At 66.0% G+C, this 15,750-nt stretch carries 18 protein-coding genes and 1 pseudogene; 11 read left to right on the top strand and 8 right to left on the bottom strand.

What is annotated here, in order from left to right:
- Positions 1 to 213: pseudogene (locus OO71_RS50980) on the bottom strand (ferritin-like domain-containing protein); the annotation flags it as partial.
- Between the two features lie 797 nt (positions 214 to 1,010).
- Here OO71_RS50980 and OO71_RS29415 point away from each other — a divergent pair.
- On the top strand, positions 1,011 to 2,006 hold the full coding sequence (locus tag OO71_RS29415; RefSeq protein ID WP_033293165.1) for an L-threonylcarbamoyladenylate synthase: 996 nt from the start codon (positions 1,011 to 1,013) through the stop codon (positions 2,004 to 2,006).
- Here the strand turns inward: OO71_RS29415 and OO71_RS29410 are convergent.
- Positions 1,990 to 2,619 (bottom strand): carbonic anhydrase, encoded by a 630-nt coding sequence (locus tag OO71_RS29410; RefSeq protein ID WP_033293164.1) that lies wholly within the window; start codon positions 2,617 to 2,619, stop codon positions 1,990 to 1,992. The two genes, OO71_RS29415 and OO71_RS29410, sit on opposite strands and share 17 nt — an antisense overlap.
- A gap of 311 nt (positions 2,620 to 2,930) precedes the next feature.
- Complete coding sequence (locus OO71_RS46655; protein ID WP_051792445.1) at positions 2,931 to 3,290, bottom strand: hypothetical protein; 360 nt, start codon at positions 3,288 to 3,290, stop codon at positions 2,931 to 2,933.
- 133 nt (positions 3,291 to 3,423) lie between these two features.
- Here OO71_RS46655 and OO71_RS46650 point away from each other — a divergent pair, with 133 nt between their 5' ends.
- The 3 genes from OO71_RS46650 to OO71_RS51735 are packed head-to-tail and all read left to right on the top strand — an operon-like array spanning position 3,424 to position 5,186.
- A complete protein-coding gene (locus OO71_RS46650; protein ID WP_211260631.1) occupies positions 3,424 to 4,002 on the top strand; it encodes a flavin reductase family protein in 579 nt (192 codons plus the stop codon).
- Entirely contained in the window at positions 3,999 to 5,033 is a 1,035-nt protein-coding gene (locus tag OO71_RS46645; RefSeq protein WP_211260630.1) for an acyl-CoA dehydrogenase family protein, read from the top strand. Before OO71_RS46650 ends, OO71_RS46645 begins: the two co-directional genes overlap by 4 nt.
- Positions 5,034 to 5,186, top strand: a complete 153-nt coding sequence (locus OO71_RS51735) for a hypothetical protein (protein WP_211260629.1) — start codon at positions 5,034 to 5,036, stop codon at positions 5,184 to 5,186.
- Positions 5,187 to 5,726: 540 nt separating this feature from the next.
- Here the strand turns inward: OO71_RS51735 and OO71_RS49310 are convergent.
- Genes OO71_RS49310 through OO71_RS29390 form a run of 3 tightly spaced genes read right to left on the bottom strand, consistent with a single transcriptional unit; the run spans position 5,727 to position 7,050 of the window.
- Positions 5,727 to 6,617, bottom strand: coding sequence for a Scr1 family TA system antitoxin-like transcriptional regulator (locus OO71_RS49310; RefSeq protein ID WP_162186121.1), 891 nt, complete (start codon positions 6,615 to 6,617; stop codon positions 5,727 to 5,729).
- Positions 6,614 to 6,802 carry a hypothetical protein gene (locus tag OO71_RS50395; RefSeq protein ID WP_156096599.1) on the bottom strand — a complete coding sequence of 63 codons (189 nt, stop codon included), beginning with the start codon at positions 6,800 to 6,802 and terminating at the stop codon, positions 6,614 to 6,616. The genes OO71_RS49310 and OO71_RS50395 overlap by 4 nt, the downstream gene beginning before the upstream one ends.
- Complete coding sequence (locus OO71_RS29390) at positions 6,799 to 7,050, bottom strand: hypothetical protein (RefSeq protein ID WP_033293163.1); 252 nt, start codon at positions 7,048 to 7,050, stop codon at positions 6,799 to 6,801. Before OO71_RS29390 ends, OO71_RS50395 begins: the two co-directional genes overlap by 4 nt.
- A gap of 358 nt (positions 7,051 to 7,408) precedes the next feature.
- Between OO71_RS29390 and OO71_RS53405 the strand changes: the two genes are divergently transcribed.
- The 3 genes from OO71_RS53405 to OO71_RS29380 are packed head-to-tail and all read left to right on the top strand — an operon-like array spanning position 7,409 to position 8,654.
- On the top strand, positions 7,409 to 7,597 hold the full coding sequence (locus tag OO71_RS53405; RefSeq protein WP_051792444.1) for a GntR family transcriptional regulator: 189 nt from the start codon (positions 7,409 to 7,411) through the stop codon (positions 7,595 to 7,597).
- Entirely contained in the window at positions 7,594 to 8,184 is a 591-nt protein-coding gene (locus tag OO71_RS46640) for a GntR family transcriptional regulator (protein WP_051792443.1), read from the top strand. Before OO71_RS53405 ends, OO71_RS46640 begins: the two co-directional genes overlap by 4 nt.
- Positions 8,181 to 8,654, top strand: a complete 474-nt coding sequence (locus OO71_RS29380; RefSeq protein ID WP_051792442.1) for an HIT family protein — start codon at positions 8,181 to 8,183, stop codon at positions 8,652 to 8,654. Before OO71_RS46640 ends, OO71_RS29380 begins: the two co-directional genes overlap by 4 nt.
- A gap of 124 nt (positions 8,655 to 8,778) precedes the next feature.
- Here the strand turns inward: OO71_RS29380 and OO71_RS29375 are convergent, their stop codons facing one another.
- Together OO71_RS29375 and OO71_RS29370 are read right to left on the bottom strand one after the other, a co-directional pair.
- Positions 8,779 to 10,125 (bottom strand): FAD-binding protein, encoded by a 1,347-nt coding sequence (locus tag OO71_RS29375; RefSeq protein ID WP_033293162.1) that lies wholly within the window; start codon positions 10,123 to 10,125, stop codon positions 8,779 to 8,781.
- Positions 10,126 to 12,378 (bottom strand): ATP-binding protein, encoded by a 2,253-nt coding sequence (locus tag OO71_RS29370; protein ID WP_084145372.1) that lies wholly within the window; start codon positions 12,376 to 12,378, stop codon positions 10,126 to 10,128.
- A 582-nt stretch (positions 12,379 to 12,960) separates the two neighbouring features.
- Between OO71_RS29370 and OO71_RS47755 the strand changes: the two genes are divergently transcribed.
- From OO71_RS47755 to OO71_RS29350, 4 genes are all read left to right on the top strand, one after another.
- Positions 12,961 to 13,374: a peptidase inhibitor family I36 protein gene (locus tag OO71_RS47755; protein ID WP_162186120.1), complete on the top strand. Its 414-nt coding sequence runs from the start codon at positions 12,961 to 12,963 to the stop codon at positions 13,372 to 13,374.
- 236 nt (positions 13,375 to 13,610) lie between these two features.
- A complete protein-coding gene (locus tag OO71_RS29360) occupies positions 13,611 to 14,117 on the top strand; it encodes an A24 family peptidase (protein ID WP_245633817.1) in 507 nt (168 codons plus the stop codon).
- Between the two features lie 43 nt (positions 14,118 to 14,160).
- Positions 14,161 to 14,712, top strand: coding sequence for a hypothetical protein (locus OO71_RS29355; protein WP_156096597.1), 552 nt, complete (start codon positions 14,161 to 14,163; stop codon positions 14,710 to 14,712).
- A gap of 515 nt (positions 14,713 to 15,227) precedes the next feature.
- The gene (locus OO71_RS29350) at positions 15,228 to 15,659 is read left to right on the top strand and encodes a hypothetical protein (protein WP_245633816.1); all 432 of its coding nucleotides are present in this window, start codon (positions 15,228 to 15,230) and stop codon (positions 15,657 to 15,659) included.
- Positions 15,660 to 15,750 lie beyond the last annotated feature (91 nt).

Genomic DNA, 15,750 nt, shown 5'->3' with positions numbered 1-15,750 from the left:
GCCGTCGCTGACCTCACCGGAGTCCTGCGCGACCGGAGCGGCCTGGCGCACGGCGGCTGCGGCCGGGCCGGCGAACCCGCCGATCCCGGCCAGCGCGCCAGCCCCGACGACGCCGAGACCGGTCAAACCAGCGGCCTGCAGGAACTTGCGCCGGTCCTTGGGGTTTACCGCACTCCGCGCGATCATCGAAGCGGCATAGCGTTTGCCAAACACGTGCGATCTCCTTCCCGTCCGGCAACGCCGGACGTGCCCGCGCGAACAGCGCCCGCCCGGGAGTGACCTTCGTGGACTCCCCTGGTTCGGTGCCGACAGCCGCGCGGATGGGTCGATTCCCGATCGGGTGAGCAGCGGCCCAGCGCGGTTGCCTCACCCGCCGTTCCGGCGCGGTGAGGCGGTCATGGGAGATCGAAAGAAACGCCGACCACCAAATCCGCCGCCGGCCGGGGCCGACCTTCACCAGTTTGCGGAGTCAGGGCCTAGGTGGCAGGAACCGCCCAAGTTTGTCACCAGGTTGCGCACATGGGAGCAGCTGACACCATGTGCGTGCCGCCCGTGCTTTTGTCGTCCCCAGACGCTCCAACTTCGGAGCTACCAGCCAAGCAGGAGGCCGCCGACTGGGGGCGGGCCAGGGCCGAGGCCAGCAGTCCGGGGTCGCGGATGACAGCGGGAGATCCCATGATGATGGCCATGATCTCCTGCGTGTCCCCAATGCCGAAGCAGCGGATCACCGGTTACTGCGCCAGCCGGTGGTTGAGCTTGGCCGAGATGCGAGCCGTCCGGACTGCCGCGGCGACCACGCGGCGGCGGAGGTCGGCGAGGACGGCGTCGCGCGCGAGTTACCTCATGGACACGCCCTCTTTTCCGGCTGCCCCGAGGATCTGCTCCATCTCTTCGTCGGTGAACTGCACGTTCAACGCTGCTATGCCCTGACGGTGCCTGAATCGGTACCACATTCGGTACCGTGTGGCACTCTGATCGCGATAGGGGACAGCAGGGAAGGGATTGCGAGCGTGGTGTCGGCAGTGGGTGACATCGAGACAGCGGCCGGAGTGTTGCTGGCCGGGGGATTGGTGGCCTTTCCGACGGAGACGGTCTACGGGCTGGGTGCGAACGCCGAGGATCTGGCTGCCGTCGCCCGGATCTACCAGGCCAAGGGCCGCCCGCCGACGCACCCCCTGATCGTCCATCTCGCTGGTGCCGAATTCCTCGACGGCTGGGTCGCGCACGTGCCGGAGCCGGCGCGTCTGCTGGCCGACCGCTTCTGGCCCGGGCCGCTGACCCTGGTTCTCCGACGTGGGCCCCGGGTCTCGCTGGCAGCGACCGGTGGCCTTGAGACCGTTGCCGTGCGGGTGCCTGACCACGCGGTCGCGCTGGCGCTGCTGTCCGCGTTCGGTGGTGGCGCGGCTGCGCCGTCGGCCAATCGTTTCGGCTCGGTCAGCCCCACCACTGCCGATCACGTTCGTGCGGAGCTGGGTGATGCGGTCGATGTCGTGCTCGATGGCGGGTCCTGCGCGGTCGGTGTCGAGTCGACCATTGTCGATGCCACCGGCGACACCCCCAGCATTCTCCGGCCCGGCGGAATGACCAGGGAAGACCTCGAAGCGGCTCTGGCGCAACCCCTCGCCGTGCCTTCGACGAGCACGATCCGCGTGCCGGGCACGCATCCGTCCCACTATGCGCCGCGCGCACAGGTCGTCCTGGTCGAGCCCGAGCAGGTCGCCGCGGAAGCGGAGCGCACGCAGGAGCAGGGCTACCGGGTTGGCGCCCTGCTTCCTGCGTCGTCCGGTACCGGCGCGAACGTGCACGCTGTGGTTGCCGTGCCCGATTCGACGACGGACTATGCGCGCGGGCTGTACGCGTTCCTGCGTGAACTCGACCAGCGGGGATGTGACCTCATCGTCGCGTCCCTGCCCGCCGCGGAGGGGCTGGGGCTGGCGATCGGGAACCGGCTTCGCCGCGCCGCGGGACCTCGTACATCGGACCGGCCGGTCACGATGCGGCGGTGACCTCGAGTCCGCGCGCGGCGACGACCTGAGCGCTGCCATCGGCCAAGCGGTAGCGCAGGCCGACGACCGCAGCTCGGCCTGATTCCACCCGATCGGCGAGCACTCGGGAGCGGTCCAGGAGCAGGTCGACCGTGTGCTTGACGTGTTCGGCCAGGATCTCGTCGGCCTCGACATGCCCGGCCGCCCGCGCCGCGAGCACGCTGGGCGTGACCCTCTCGACCACGTCCCGGACGTAGCCGGCCGGCGTGAGCCCGTCCTCCAGCGCCGCGCACGCGGCACCCACCGCTCCGCACGAGTCGTGGCCGAGGACGACGACGAGCGGGCAGTCCAGCAAGTCCACGCCGTACTCGATACTGCCCAGCACCTCGACCCCGATCACCTGGCCCGCGGTGCGCACCACGAAGAGGTCGCCCAGACCGCGGTCGAAAATGATCTCTGCGGCGAGCCGGGAGTCCGAGCAGCCGAACAGCACCGCGAACGGACGCTGGCCCGGCGCGATCGCAGCGCGGCGCGCCGCGTCCTGGTTCGGATGCTCCGGAACGCCTGCGACAAAGCGCTGGTTACCAGCCAGCAGCAGATCGAAGGCTTCTTGCGGCGATGGCGTTTCGGTCATGGCCGCTAGCGTAGGCGAAGGCTCGACTCGCACCGTCGAAAGCCAGCTTACCGAGCCGATAGACCCTTTCCGGACTGCCTGTCACCAGGTCGCCGAACCTCGCCGACCCGGCGCCGCAGTTCAGCCTTGGCACGTCGGTTCCGTCCTCGCGTGGCTTCAGATCTGGTTGCCGTTGCGGCCGGTGTGCTCTGCGGGCGGGTTCTGACAGCCGGGGTCGGGTTGCCGGGAGCCGGATGCTGCGAAGGTGGCTCGACGCCACGCCGCCCCGAACTGCCGTGCGAACTCTCGCCGCCGGGTGACTCCAGCGGCGGTCAGGTCAGTGTGGTGTGGGCAAGCATCATGAGCTCGGCGGGGTGGAGGTGGTCGGTTCGGTGCCACAGTGCGGTGTCGATGGCGTCGTGCCGCCGCAGATGTCTGGTGGGACCGAAACCGTACTTGGTAAGCATGGCGGTCATGTCGTCGGGAGTGAAGTAGCTGAGCCACGGTTCGCCGCCGTCGGTGGCGGTTTCGGCGATGAGCGCGGCGTAGGCGTTGTCTGCTTCGTCGCGGAGGTGCTTGGGCAACAGGTATTCGACAATCAGCTCGGTGCCGGGGGTGAGGCGGCCGAGGTCGGCGAGGGTGTGTTCGATGGCGTCCCTGGTGACGTGCATGGTGACGCCCAGCCAGCTCACCAGCGCGGGCCGGGCAGGGTCGAGCCTGCCGTCGACCAGGTGGTCCTAGAGGGCACCGGTTTCAAGGTCGACGGGCACAAAGTGGGCGGTGTCCGGCTGGGGAAACCGCTCGCGCCGAGGCGGTGTGAGTGCCGTGAGCGAAGTCATGTGGAACACCGAGATCTACGAAAACGCCGCCGGTACCTGGAATCCGGGTGCTGCTGTCGTCAGCCCGGCATGGGAGGCCCATCCCCGCCGGCTGCGGACCACCCTCGGGAAGTTCGCCACAGGGGTCGTTGCGCTCACCTATGCGTCCGGGGATGCCTACTACGGCGTCGCGGTCAGCTCGTTCACGTCGTGTCCCCCTTGGCCCGCCGCTGATCCTGGTGTCGCTCAAGCGCACCTCGCGGGCGCTCACGTACCTGCTGGAGTGTCCCGTCGTGGTCAACGTCCTCGGTACCGGCAGCTGTCCACGGCGTTGGAGTTCGCGGGCGGCCCGCAGGGAGCCGACCCGGTCGGATGGGTCACCGACGAACGGGTGCCGCGGATCAACGGCAGCTTGGCCTACTTCCGCTGCACGCCGTGGGTGGGTTACGACGGCGGTGACCATGTACTCGTACTCGGCCGTGTGCTGTCCCACGGTGAGCAGGACGATCTTGCGCCGCTGCTGTTCTACGGCGGCAAGTGGAGTGCGCTGGCGCCGGAACCCGACGGTGCGGAGAGGGCGTCGTGACGACCGCAGTGCAGGTGAGCATCCGTGAGGTGCTCGCGAGACTCGACGACATCCATCCGTTGCTGCAGGCTGAAGCCGAGGACAGCGAGCGCCTGCGCCGGCCGACCCCGGCTGTGCAGGACGCGGTCAAGGACAGCGGCGTCCTCGCGCTGATGATCCCTGCCGAGCTGGGTGGGCTCGAGGCAACCCCGTTACGGATCCTCGAAGTCATCGAAAAGCTGTCCCACTCCGATGCCTCCCTTGGCTGGCTGGTGCGGGCATTGGCCGCCGAAACCGCCGCAGCGGCGACCTATCTCAGCGACGAGGCGGTGGCCGAGCTCTTCGCCGATGGTGCTTTCCCCCTGGTCGCCGGCCAATCAACGGGCACCACTGGACACGCCGTACGCGGGCCTGGTGGCCTGCGGGTGAGCGGCAGCTGGCAGTTCGCTCCCGGGGTTTCGATGGCCACGCACCTCACGGTGCCGGTCACCGTCGACGGCAGTGGCGAACGGCTGACCTGCCTGGTGCCCCGTTCGCGCCTGCAGATCAGCGACAACTGGGACATGCTCGGCCTGCGCGCCACGGCGAGCCTCGACTACACCGCCGACGAAGTGGCCGTTGACGGCGGATACATCGTCCGGATCGGCCCGGACAACGCCCGGCGCGGCGGGGTGGTGAACCGGCTCAGCCCGGCTCTGCTGTCCGGTCTCAACCAGGCTGCCTGGTCACAGGGCGTCGGGCGGCGGTTGCTCGACGAGCTTGCGCCTGCTGGCTCGGCACAAGGCGGACACTACGGGCTCGCCGCTCGCTGGGGACGAGTTCTTCGCCGAGTACGCTCGGCACTACTCTCACGTCCGCGGCACCCTGGTACTGCTCACGCAGACGTGGCAGGACAACGAGAAAGCTCTCCCGGCACAGGGGCGACTGAGCGACGAACAAGAGACGATGACCCGCCTCGCGTGCAGCCTGGCCACGCGGACGTGCCTCGAGATCAGCCATCTCACGCACCGCTTCGCCGGGGCACAGGTGATGCGCAACGGACCCTTCAGTGATTGCTCCGCGACAGCCACGCCGGAACCCAGCACCGGGCCACGTCCCAAGCCGCCATTCAACAGTGCGGCCGGATGCTCGCCGGGACCGTCCCGGAGGGAACCCGATGGGGCATTGCCGGCCTGATCGTCCCCGAGGGCGAGGCCCGGCGGTGAGGGGCTCGCGACCGTCCGCCGGGCCGGGGCCACTACGGCGGTCCGGGTCGACGGTGACGAGTGCACCGAGATCACCGGCTACGGCGATCTCGGCGGGTTGCTGACCGAACCGGACTGGCCGGAACGCGCGCGTGCCGCCTCGGGTCCACGGCATTCGCCTGCCGGGGTGGTGGTGTGCCCCGTCGTCCCGAATCCGTCCAAAGTGCTCTGTTCCGGGCTCAATTATCGGGGCCACATTGAGGAAATGGGCCGCGAACTGCCGACCTACTCCACAGTGTTCGCGAAGTTTCGCCGACACCCTCCACCAGGCCCGAGGATCCGGTCGAGGCGGAGGACCCCGAGCTGGACTGGAAAGGCGAACTTGCGGTCGTCGTGGGCCGTACCGCCGACCGGGTCGGCGAGGAGGAAGGCCGGCACTCACATGCCGAGTCCATCCACAGTGGACCCGGCTCGGTGACGGTTGCCTGGCTTCAGTTCGTCTCGGTGCCGAGGTGGCCGCGAGGGAATTGAGCAGTGGGACTGCGGTCGTCCTGGGCGGTGTCAGTGGTGGCCGGTTGCGGAAATACCGCTCCTGCTCGTTGTTTCGGAAAGTCGTTGGTACGGTCGGTCCGTGCTGAGGTCGTGAACTGCACGCTTGATGGCATCTGCGGTCTGTGCCGGGGTGAGTGCTTCGCTGGCGAACCGGCGGGCGGCACGCAGGTACGCTCCGGTCGCCTGATCGGAGGTCAGATAGACGGTGCAACCCGCCTGCTGCAATGCAACGGTCGGGGTCCTGCCGCGGATTTGGTATACGGCAAATGCTGGTAGGTCTCCTGGATCGGCTGTGACCAGGCAAATTCGCTCGCGGCTATGGTGGAGGAGGCGAAGTAGCAGCTCGTTCTGGGTGATCATCGCGGTCCTGCTCAATACTGGGTTTCGCACTGATCGCATGCTGAGGAAGGATTCTCGGGTCAGCGGGTTAGGTAGCGGGAGTGGGTCGAGTTCCAGCCGTCCGGATTGTGGCTCTTGATCGAGATCGGTGGATGTCGTTTGTTCCTGCCGTTCCTGCGCGTATTCGGGGCTCTGCAGTCGGGTGGGGATGAAGGCCGGGACCCACTCGACAATGCGGTAGGCCATGTGTTCATAGGCGGCGGCTAGCCGTTCTGCTGCGTCCTGCTCGGGCTCGATGTGGTTCTCTCGACGTGCGTCTGCGGCGAGACTCCGGAGGCGCCTGTACTCGGTCGTCGGCAGGTGTAGTAATCCCACCAGAAACGAGACGTAGTCGGGTGAAGGAATTCTTTCGCCCAGTTCCCAGCTGCTCAGCTGGGCCGGGTTCACATCCGCTCTGCGGGCCAGTTGGCGGACTCCGAACTTGGCGCGCAGTCGTGCGGTACGCAGCTCGAGGCCGATTGCGATAGCGGCGGGCGGAGCGGCGCGGCTGAGTGGTTTCACGGTTCTGTCGATCTCGGGTGGCTATCGCGGTTTCGTTCCTGGTCGGCCCGGCGGCGAAGCGCATTGACCGAGTTCGAGGAGTGCTGGATCCGCCGATTGCGGCGGTGTCCGCCGATGCCGATTGCTGAAAAGAAGATGACTGGGAAGGCCATGATAGTGAGCACGAAGGCGACGCCCCAGGTCATGGCCGGACACCGAACGTCACGACGTCGGCGAGCGCACGGACAGCGTCGGCTGGCTGGAGTTGCACGATGCCGCGAGCCTGATCGTCGGCGTGCTCGCGGATCAGGTCCGCAGCCTCTGCGAGAGCGCTGCCGAAGTCATGTTGCTCGTGCGGGGTCAGGTTGCCCGCGATCAGCTTCACGAGGATGTCGGGCAGCCGCAAATGGACGGCCGCAAGCGCGATTACCGTGTCAGTGGTCAGTGGATTCACCGCGGCCTCCTCCTTAGAGTGCCGTCACCCGAGCGCTCCTGGCGTATGCCGCAGGCGAATTTCAGCGTTGAGGTAAAGGGAACGGGTGAAGTCTGCTCGGCGGGAGGCTGCAGGGCACCGCGCTTGTTCTGGGCGACCGGCTCCGGTGGGTTCTGGTTGGAAGGCCGAACCCGCTGGAGAGTCACTGTGATGTGCGGCGTGTCCGCCAGTAGCGCGTGGGCGCCCATCCTGCCTCCTCCCTTTCATTTCCTGTCGCCCTCCCTAGGGAGGTACTGCTACAGTGCACCACCCTAGGGATGTTGTCAAGCAAGGTGTGGAGGTCTCTCTAGGGAGGCCCTAGGCTGCAGATGAAGGGAAGGTGGGCCTGTTGTCCGAGCACTTGCCGCTCAGTAAACGGATCGCGGCCGAGCTACGTGCAGCGATCATGCAGGGCGAGCTTGCCCCGGGCGCGGTTCTCCCGTCGGAGCGGCAGATCATCGCTCAGTACGGGACGACGAAGGCTACGGCCGGTAAGGCTTTGCCTATCTGGTCGCCGAGGGTTTGGTGACGACGGAGTTCGGGCGTGGCACGTTCGTTCGGCGGCGCCCGACCCTGCGGCGGGTCTCGGCAGCGCGGCGTCATGCGGCCCATCGGGAGACCGGGAAGCCGGTCTTCGATGCCGGGGCGATCAGCCAGGGACGAACTCCGTCACGGCGAATGCTTTTCATCGGGCGGGCGCCGCTGCTGGCAAACGCAGCTGAGTGGTTGCATGCGTCTCCGGGTGATGAGGTGGTGGTACGTCGTCGCGTGCAGCTTCTCGACGGCGAGCCGGTCGTTGTCTCCGCCAGCTACTACCCGCTGTGGCTGGCGGCGGGTACGCGGCTCGAATCTCCCGACGCGCTCCCTGAAGGGCCCGACGAGCTGATCGAATCCCTTGGTCACCGGTTCCATCGAGGGGTCGAGGTGTTCAGCACCCTGATGCCGACACCGGAAGAGACAGAGCTGCTCAATCTGCACGCTGGGGTTCCGGTCATGCACATGTGGGACATCGACTACGACAAGGATGGCCGGCCACTGCAAGCGGCACACGACGTCTATGCGGGCGACAAACACGAGTTCGTCTACGAATGGCACGAGAGCGATGTTCACCCATGAGCGGCGCGTGGCCGGATGACTGGGCTGATCGAATCGACGGCAGCGTCTGTGCGATGTGCCGCTCGGTGCGATCGGATGAAGATTCCTACGGGATACGCATCTTCAGCACGGAGAACGTCGATGCGGTGCTGCAGCGTGCCGACGTCCAGCGCGGCTACACGCTGGTAATCTGGCGGGGTCGCCATGTCGTCGAGCCGTTCGAGCTGACCGAGCCGGAAGCCAGCTCGTATTGGCAGGCGATTCTGACCGTGGCGAAGGCGCTGGCCACGTTCTACCGGCCGCTCAAGATGAACTACGAAACCCTCGGGAACACCGTTCCCCATCTGCACACGCACTTGCTGCCTCGATTTGTCGACGACCCAGCTCCGGGGAGGCCGTTCCCTCTCCTTCCGCAGAGCGGCAGAGAAGCCCAGATCGATCCGGCGCTCCTGGCCAGCGACGCCGCAGCTCTTCGAGCGCTACTCGGTTGAACGCCTGATCGTGATGACGAGCAAAGGCCGGGAAAGCGAAGGATTCGGCTGGCTAGGCAGGTGTCCGACGTAGCTGGTGAGGCACCGGCCACCAACAATCGCCCTCGTTGTCGAACGGGGTGGTCTAGTGCGCCTGGCCAAAGCAGGGATTGAGTACTCCGTGAGGGTCGTAGCGGTTCCTGGCGTCGGTGAGTGGCGTGATTGCGTTGCCGAGTTGGTGTTGCCAGTCGGCGCCGGTGAAGGGGATCGCGCCGACTGGGTAGGTGGTGCCGCCGACCTTCACCGCGGTGTCGTACCAGTTCCGGTTGCTCCGGACCATGTCATTGGCAATCGCGGCGGTTGGCGCGAAGCGGAGTGCTGCGACGAGAAAGATCGTTGGCGCGTCAGGAATGCGGAAGAGAGGTGTGGTGAGGACGTCGGTGGGGATGGGGTAGGTCAGGATCAGCCCGGAGGCTCCGAGGTCGGCGTGGGTGAGGCAGTTCATGATGTCGCCGACGAAAGTGTTCGTTACGTCGTCGGGGAGGAACAGGTTGGGCCAGGGATGGGGTGTGTGCCATTCGCCGGTGGTTTCGAGGTAGGTGACGGTATCGTCGAGCCGGGTGGCGAATTCCCAGTAGGTCAGGTCCTCGGTCTTGTCTCGGTCCGGGTCGTAGCCGATGCCGTCGGCCAGCGCGTTGTCGTCGGGCTCGTTGGGAGGGGTGTAGAAGGTGGCGACATCGAGCATGTAGTGCCAGCCGTCACCGTTGGGAAGGACCTGGCCCTGGAGGAAGTCGAACCGCTGTTCGCGGAGGAGTTTTCTTTGCTGGGTGAAGAGTTCGGTCAGGGTCGGGTAGTAGATCTTGAGTCGCCGTGCCCGCGCCGGGGCGGGGATGAGCGGGATGGTGGCGCGCACGATGACCCCGCATTGGCCGAAACCGGCGAGGACGGCGTTGAACAGGTCGGGTGATTCGGTGGGGGAGCAGGTTCGGAGGACGCCGTCGCCGGTGACGACGTCGAGGGAGAGGGCGTTGTCGGTTTGGACGCCGTAGCGGTGGCTGGTTCCGCCGATTCCGCCTACGGAAAGGGTTCCGCCGACGGAGGTGCCGAGGTAGTCGGTGAGGACGGGTGGGGTCAGGCCGTGTTGGAGGGTGGTGGCGAGGAGTTCGGCCCAGGTGATGCCAGCGTTGACGACCACGCGGTCGCAGTTGATGTCGTGGACGGCCTTGAGGTCACTGAGGTCGATCACGATGCCGGCGCGGACTTGGGCTTGTCCCATGCTGGTGTGGCCTTGGCCGCGGGGTGTCACCGGAATCCCGTGGGATGCAGCCAGGTCGAGGACAGCACTGACATCGCGCGGTGAGCCTGCCCGGACGACGGCCAATGGCTGGTGGGTGACGATTCCGCCGAAGTCGGTTGCGGCGTAGGCGGTGTCGTGGGGATCGGTGTACAGGGTGCCGTCGAGCCGTAGCCCGGTCAGGGATCGTTCGGACATTCACTGCCTCCCAGCGTCGAGGTCGTCAAGGCGCGCACGGACTTCGGCTTCGGCCGGTTCTCCACGTCGGCCCAGGATCGTCGCTGCCTGGTGAAGATGTTCACGCGCAGTGGCGTGGTCACCAACGGCGGTCAGCACTTCGCTCAGTAGCACGAGCGTGTCAGCTTCTCCCTTGTTGTCCCGTGCACTTCGTTGCGTCGCGAGTGCATCCTCCAGGTAGCGCGCCGCGGCCTCAAGCTTCCCGCTCGCGAAGTTGGCCTTGCCTAGCTGGTGAAGAGCCAGACCCTCTCCGTATTGGTCCCCGACGGTGCGGCATAGCAACTGCGCGCGGACGGCGTACTGAATTGCGTCGTCATGATGCTCTTCTTCGCCACACACTTCGGCGAGGTGCATGAGGGTGACGGATTCACCGTGCTGGTCACCTTGCGCCTGCTGAATTGCTAGGGCCCGCTCGAATGATTCCCTGGCCTCGGTGCGGCTGCCCGCCCCTGCGTAGGCGAGCCCGATACCGACGTGGCACCAGGCAGTCCCGGCGGCGTCGTCGTGGTTCTGGAGGACGTCCAGCGCATGCTGAAAGTAGTCGAGGCCCTCGTCGTAGGTGCCCAAACCCAAGCGGACCAGGCCGAGTCCGGTGAGCATTTCGGCTTGAGCGCTGGGGTTGCGGGCCTCGCGCGCGGCTTCGAGGCCGAGCTGGTAAATGCGATCCCAGGCGGTCCACGGCTTGCGCAAATGGAGGAACGGGAAAAGTGCCTGCGAGATCTGCCAGGCATGTTCGACGTGATCATTGCGGAGGGCGGACGCGATGATGGCCGGGAAGTTCCGAAGCTCGAACTCGCTCCACTGGAACGCTGCGGTGTAGTCGAGTGCCTCATCCGCAGCGGCGGGTTCGCGGTAAGGCGCAAGGGCTCGCGCCGAAGAGATGCACGTCTGCAAGTACCACGAGAGTTCACGTACGTGGGCTGCGACGCGTTCGTCCGCCTGTTCCTCGTCGAGCGCTCGTTCAGTGGCGTAGACCCGGATGAGGTCGTGGAGCCGGAAGCGGTCTCGATCAATCTCAACTACGAGGTGCCCGGTCGACAGGGCGCGGAGAAGCTCTCCGGCGCGCGCATTGGTGAGGTCCGCCAGCGCAGCGGCTGCGCCGGTACTGATGTCCTTGCCGGGATGTAAGCCGAGAAGCCGGAACATGCGGCCTGCGTCGGCGGCGAGCGCGCGATATGACCACGAGATCACCGTTCGTACGCTGGTGTCCTCTTCCTCAACCGCGAGTGCGGCGAGCCGATTGCGCTCCTCTGCCAGGTCGTCGGCGAGGTCGGCCAGGCTGAGCGGGTGTGCCGCGATGCGTTCGGCAGCAATCGCCACGGCGAGGGGTAGGTGCCCGCATCGGTCGAGCACGGTGCGCGCAGCGTCCGGCTCCTGGTCGACTCGCTCGCCGACCACATCGCGGAGCAGGTGGAAGGAATCGGTCGGCGTGAACGGATCGAGCCGGATCTGCGAGGCTCCAGGTCGAACGGATAGTCCGGTGAGGACGCGCCGCGTGGTCACCAGCACCATGCTCGTTGTGTCGCCGGGAAGAAGAGCTCGCACCTGCTCCGATGAGACTGCGTTGTCGAGAACGATCAGTAACCGGCGCCCGTGTGTCATTGTTCGGAACAAGGCGCCTCGTTCTTCGGCCGTTGCCGGTACATCCGACGGCGACAACCCCAAGGAAATCAGGAATTCTTCGAGGATCTCAGCTGGTTCGACCGGATCGCGGTGCCGTGAGTAGGCGCGGAGGTCGGCAAACAGCTGGCCATCCTCGAAATGATCTGCCTGGTGGTGTGCCCAATGGAGGGCAAGCGTGGTCTTTCCGACCCCGGGTGGGCCGTGAATGACGGCAACCGAGAGCTTGTCGCGGTCTTGTACAAGCGCTTCGATGGCCGAGAGTTGTTCGGCGCGCCCGACAAATCGGCCGGCTGCGGCGGGCAGCTGTGCGGGACACGTCGAAGGCTCTGGATGCGCCGACTGTTGCTTCGGTATGAGGGCCTTGAGTTCTCCGTCCGCGCTGAGTGCGTTATCGCACGCCTCGGCAAGCTCGAAGCTGGCGGTCTTGGTGCCGTGCTCGACGTTATTGAGGTGCCCTCGGCTGTAGTGCACTCGCTGTGCCAGCGCGGCCAGGGAAAGTCCTTGATTGGTGCGCAATTCATGAAGCTTCTTCGCGAATTGGCTTCGCATTCGCTCGTATTCCGCCGCGCTTGTCTTCTGTATTCCGATCATGAGAAGACAGAAACCCCCTAGCCACCCTCGGTGCCAGGTTCGATCCTTGTCTTAGTGAAGGCAAGGACCTTCCCGTGCACTACCCCTCCTCTCTTGAGGGTAGCGCGGTGAAGATCAATTAACAGGCGGATTCCGGCGGTCACTCCAATGGAGGTGGATCTTGTGTCTCTACGTAGTCGAATCAGCCACTGCGGCCGTTGGATGCACGACGGTGGACTCCAAAGGCGCTTGTCGATCACTAAGGGTGATTACGGATGAGTGTGTGCAGGTCGACGGCAGTCTGGTTTGCGTAATTCATCGGTAATGCCGGTTTCCAGGTTGCGGGGACCGACCGGTAGTGGAGTGCCCTGATCGATGGCTTCGACCGAGTGGGCCAACTTGCGGTTGCGGAGAACGTCGCGCTGATATTGGCAATCATTCGCAACTTTCCTGATTCGGCACAAGATCAGGACAACATTTGACAGATTTTGTGTTGCCGGATGCTCTTCTCTGAGCGACCGGTCTGCTGAATGCTGGGAATTTCCAGCGGAGCTTTATCAATTTTCAACGACAAGTAGGGGGAGAATCATGCGTGGGAGGATCATGTTTGCTGTCCTGCTGGCTGCGTCCGGGGTGGTGGCCGGTGGCACAGCGCACGCCGCCGACCGCGACGCAGGCGCAGGCGTGCAGCACGCAATCATCAGCAGCGGTCGCGAAAGCGGTGTCATCGCGGATGCGGCTGGCGGTTGGGATCGTTGCCCGGCCGGGTACTTCTGCCTCTTCGACTTACATGACGGGGGTGGAATCATGGCCTACTTCAGAACCGGATCCCCAAACCTTGGCATGCAGGGGCTGGACAAGATGGCCAGTGCGCAATGGAACCGCAGTACGGCAACCTTCGGCACATACGAGGGCTACAACTACACGGGTCGACCGCAATTTCACCCTGCCGGTAGCCGCTACAACTTTACGTATTGGGGCGGCGACAACTTCGATTCGTCGACACTGCGCCGGTAATACCTAAACCCACTGCCGGGAGGAAGGCATGTCCAGGTTCGTCAAGTCTCCAGCGCACGTGACGCCCGCATACCCGAGTTTTGCGAATACGGGAGGTGCCCATGGCCTCGAGCTTGGTCTACGCCGTGGCTGCGGGAAGCGTGGTAGCTGGGCCTTTGGTGCTTGTCGCAGCGGAGCGAGCGGTGGGCACACCCCTGGTGATTTCACCGCGAGCGCGTCTCGCCGCAGCGGTGTCGATGTCGGCGATCACGGCAGCTTTGTCCTGGGTCGCATCCCTTCGGCTGGGAGAATCGCCGGCTTGGCTGGCCTGGTGCTGGGCGTGCGCGCTGGGGTGCGGCCTGACGCTCACCGACTTGCGATGCCGGAGGCTTCCGTTTCTTCTCGTTGCGGCACTGTGCGGCGGCGACGCCGTGATCTTCCTAGCGGCAGCTTTAGTCGACGGCAACTGGTCTCGGCTTGGTTTCGCCTGCATCGCCGCCCTCTTGGTGCTGACGTCGGCGATCGCCGTGCAGATGTTGGCCCCCGAGCACACGGGCGGCGGCGACAGTGCACTGTATGGGGCACTCGCGCTGCTCCTCGGGTGGTTCGGCTGGGACGGGCTGCTACGTGGGCTGCTGATCGCAGGCGGGCTCACGGCTCTCGTAGGAGTCGCAGTGGCTGTGTGGTCCCGAAGGATGAAATCGAGCTTTCCGGCTGGTCCGTCGTTGCTTGTCGGGGCATTGGCCAGTGTGCTGGTGACGTGACCGGCATGTTGGATGAGATCGCATCGGGGACGGGGAGAGAACCGTGATGGTGACGAGGTGGATCCGGGTCGGCACGCTGACGGGGGTACTGGCGGCCGGCGCGCTGATGGGCTGTAGCGGCGGAAACACGTCGTCTCCGCCCTCCTCGCCGAACCTCTCGGCTCCGTCTCCGCCGAGCTCGACGTCCTCGAGCGTCGATGAGCGGCAGGCGGTGGTGACCGCTTACACGCAGTTCTGGCCGCGTTCGGTGGACGCCGTCGAGCGGCCTGAGAGTTCCTGGCGGAGGGCGCTGGCAGGGATTGCCGCGGAGCCGCAGTTGTCGACGATGGTGGACGCGATGCAGCGGCAGAAGGCTGCGGGAATCGCCACGTACGGCGAGGTTGCGGTACGGATTTCGTCGGTTGAAGTGTCGGGTTCGACGGCAAACGTGGTGGACTGCCAGGACGGTTCGCATACGGGCCAGGCTGACGCTCGGACCGGTGCGAAGAAGACCGTCGGGGTCGCGAGGATGCCGGTACGCGCCGCGCTGATCCGGGATGCAGCTGACGGGAAGTGGAAGGTCTCGCGGATCGAGTTCCCGGGTGGTGCGTGCTGATGCGACGTCCAATCCGCCTCGCCGCAGCAACGGCTTGCGTCGTATCGACCGGGGGGTTGCTTGTTGCGTTTGACGGGCGAGCGTCGGCTGATAACTCGAACGACGACGGCCAGGTCATCGTGACTCCGGTCGACCCTCGCGGCATCTATGCACCGCCGGGGGTGGACATGCGAGTGCTGGAGTCCCAGGGCGAAGCCCCGATCCGGCATGGCCCGCAGCCTTCCGGCTCTGGACCACACCAGCAGGCCGGCGCTAACACTGGTGGACCCGCCGATTCAGCGACCGGACTGCCTCCTGGCTGCTTCATGGGCGGATTCGGAGCGGGTGGTGGTCCACGGGGCAACGGTCCGGCCGGGAGCGCGTTCGGGGTTAGGTGCTTGCCGCCGTTGTCGGCCGATCCGAAGGCTCCGGATGCACCTGCTGCGGCGCCTCGGTTGCCGTCACCGGCGGAGTTGGCTGCGCAAGCGTTCGAGCAGCTGAGGTTGTCGTTGCCGGTTCCGCGGCATTCTCCGGACGTGCGGCTGCCGGACGGGCAGGATGCCACGATCGTGGGCGAGCACACCTGGATCTGGACCGACCGCCGGGCGTGGGCGCCGACGTCGAAGCGCGTGCAGGTGGGGCCGGTGTGGGCGGAGGTCCGAGCGGTGCCGACAGGGATGACCTTCACCTCCGGCAACGGCGGTGCAGCCTCGTGCGCCGGGCCGGGAACCCCGTACAGCCGATCGTTCGGCCTTCATGCGGCCAGTCCGGACTGCGGCTTCGTCTACCAGCGGTCCTCCATCGGGTTGCCGGGTGATCGAGTCCGCGCCGAGTGGGCCATCGCATGGTCGGTGAGTTGGACCGGGTGGGATGGGACGTCCGCAGTCGGCGGCGACTTCCCCCAGATGCTCTCGCGGGCGTCGGATACCTTCGCGGTCGCCGAGGTCCAGGCGCTACGCGCGACCTGACGCGCGTTTCCGATTGCACGAATAACAGAAATCGTTTTGCTGAATTGGGGAGGAAGTGCCCCGATGGGTACTGCTTTGTCTTTTTCCCGGC

The organism is Amycolatopsis jejuensis (assembly GCF_000717335.1).
In the GTDB taxonomy this organism is placed as follows: domain Bacteria; phylum Actinomycetota; class Actinomycetes; order Mycobacteriales; family Pseudonocardiaceae; genus Amycolatopsis; species Amycolatopsis jejuensis.
The sequence above is the reverse complement of the archived record's forward strand: the minus strand, read 5'-3'. Positions and strand labels throughout refer to the sequence as shown.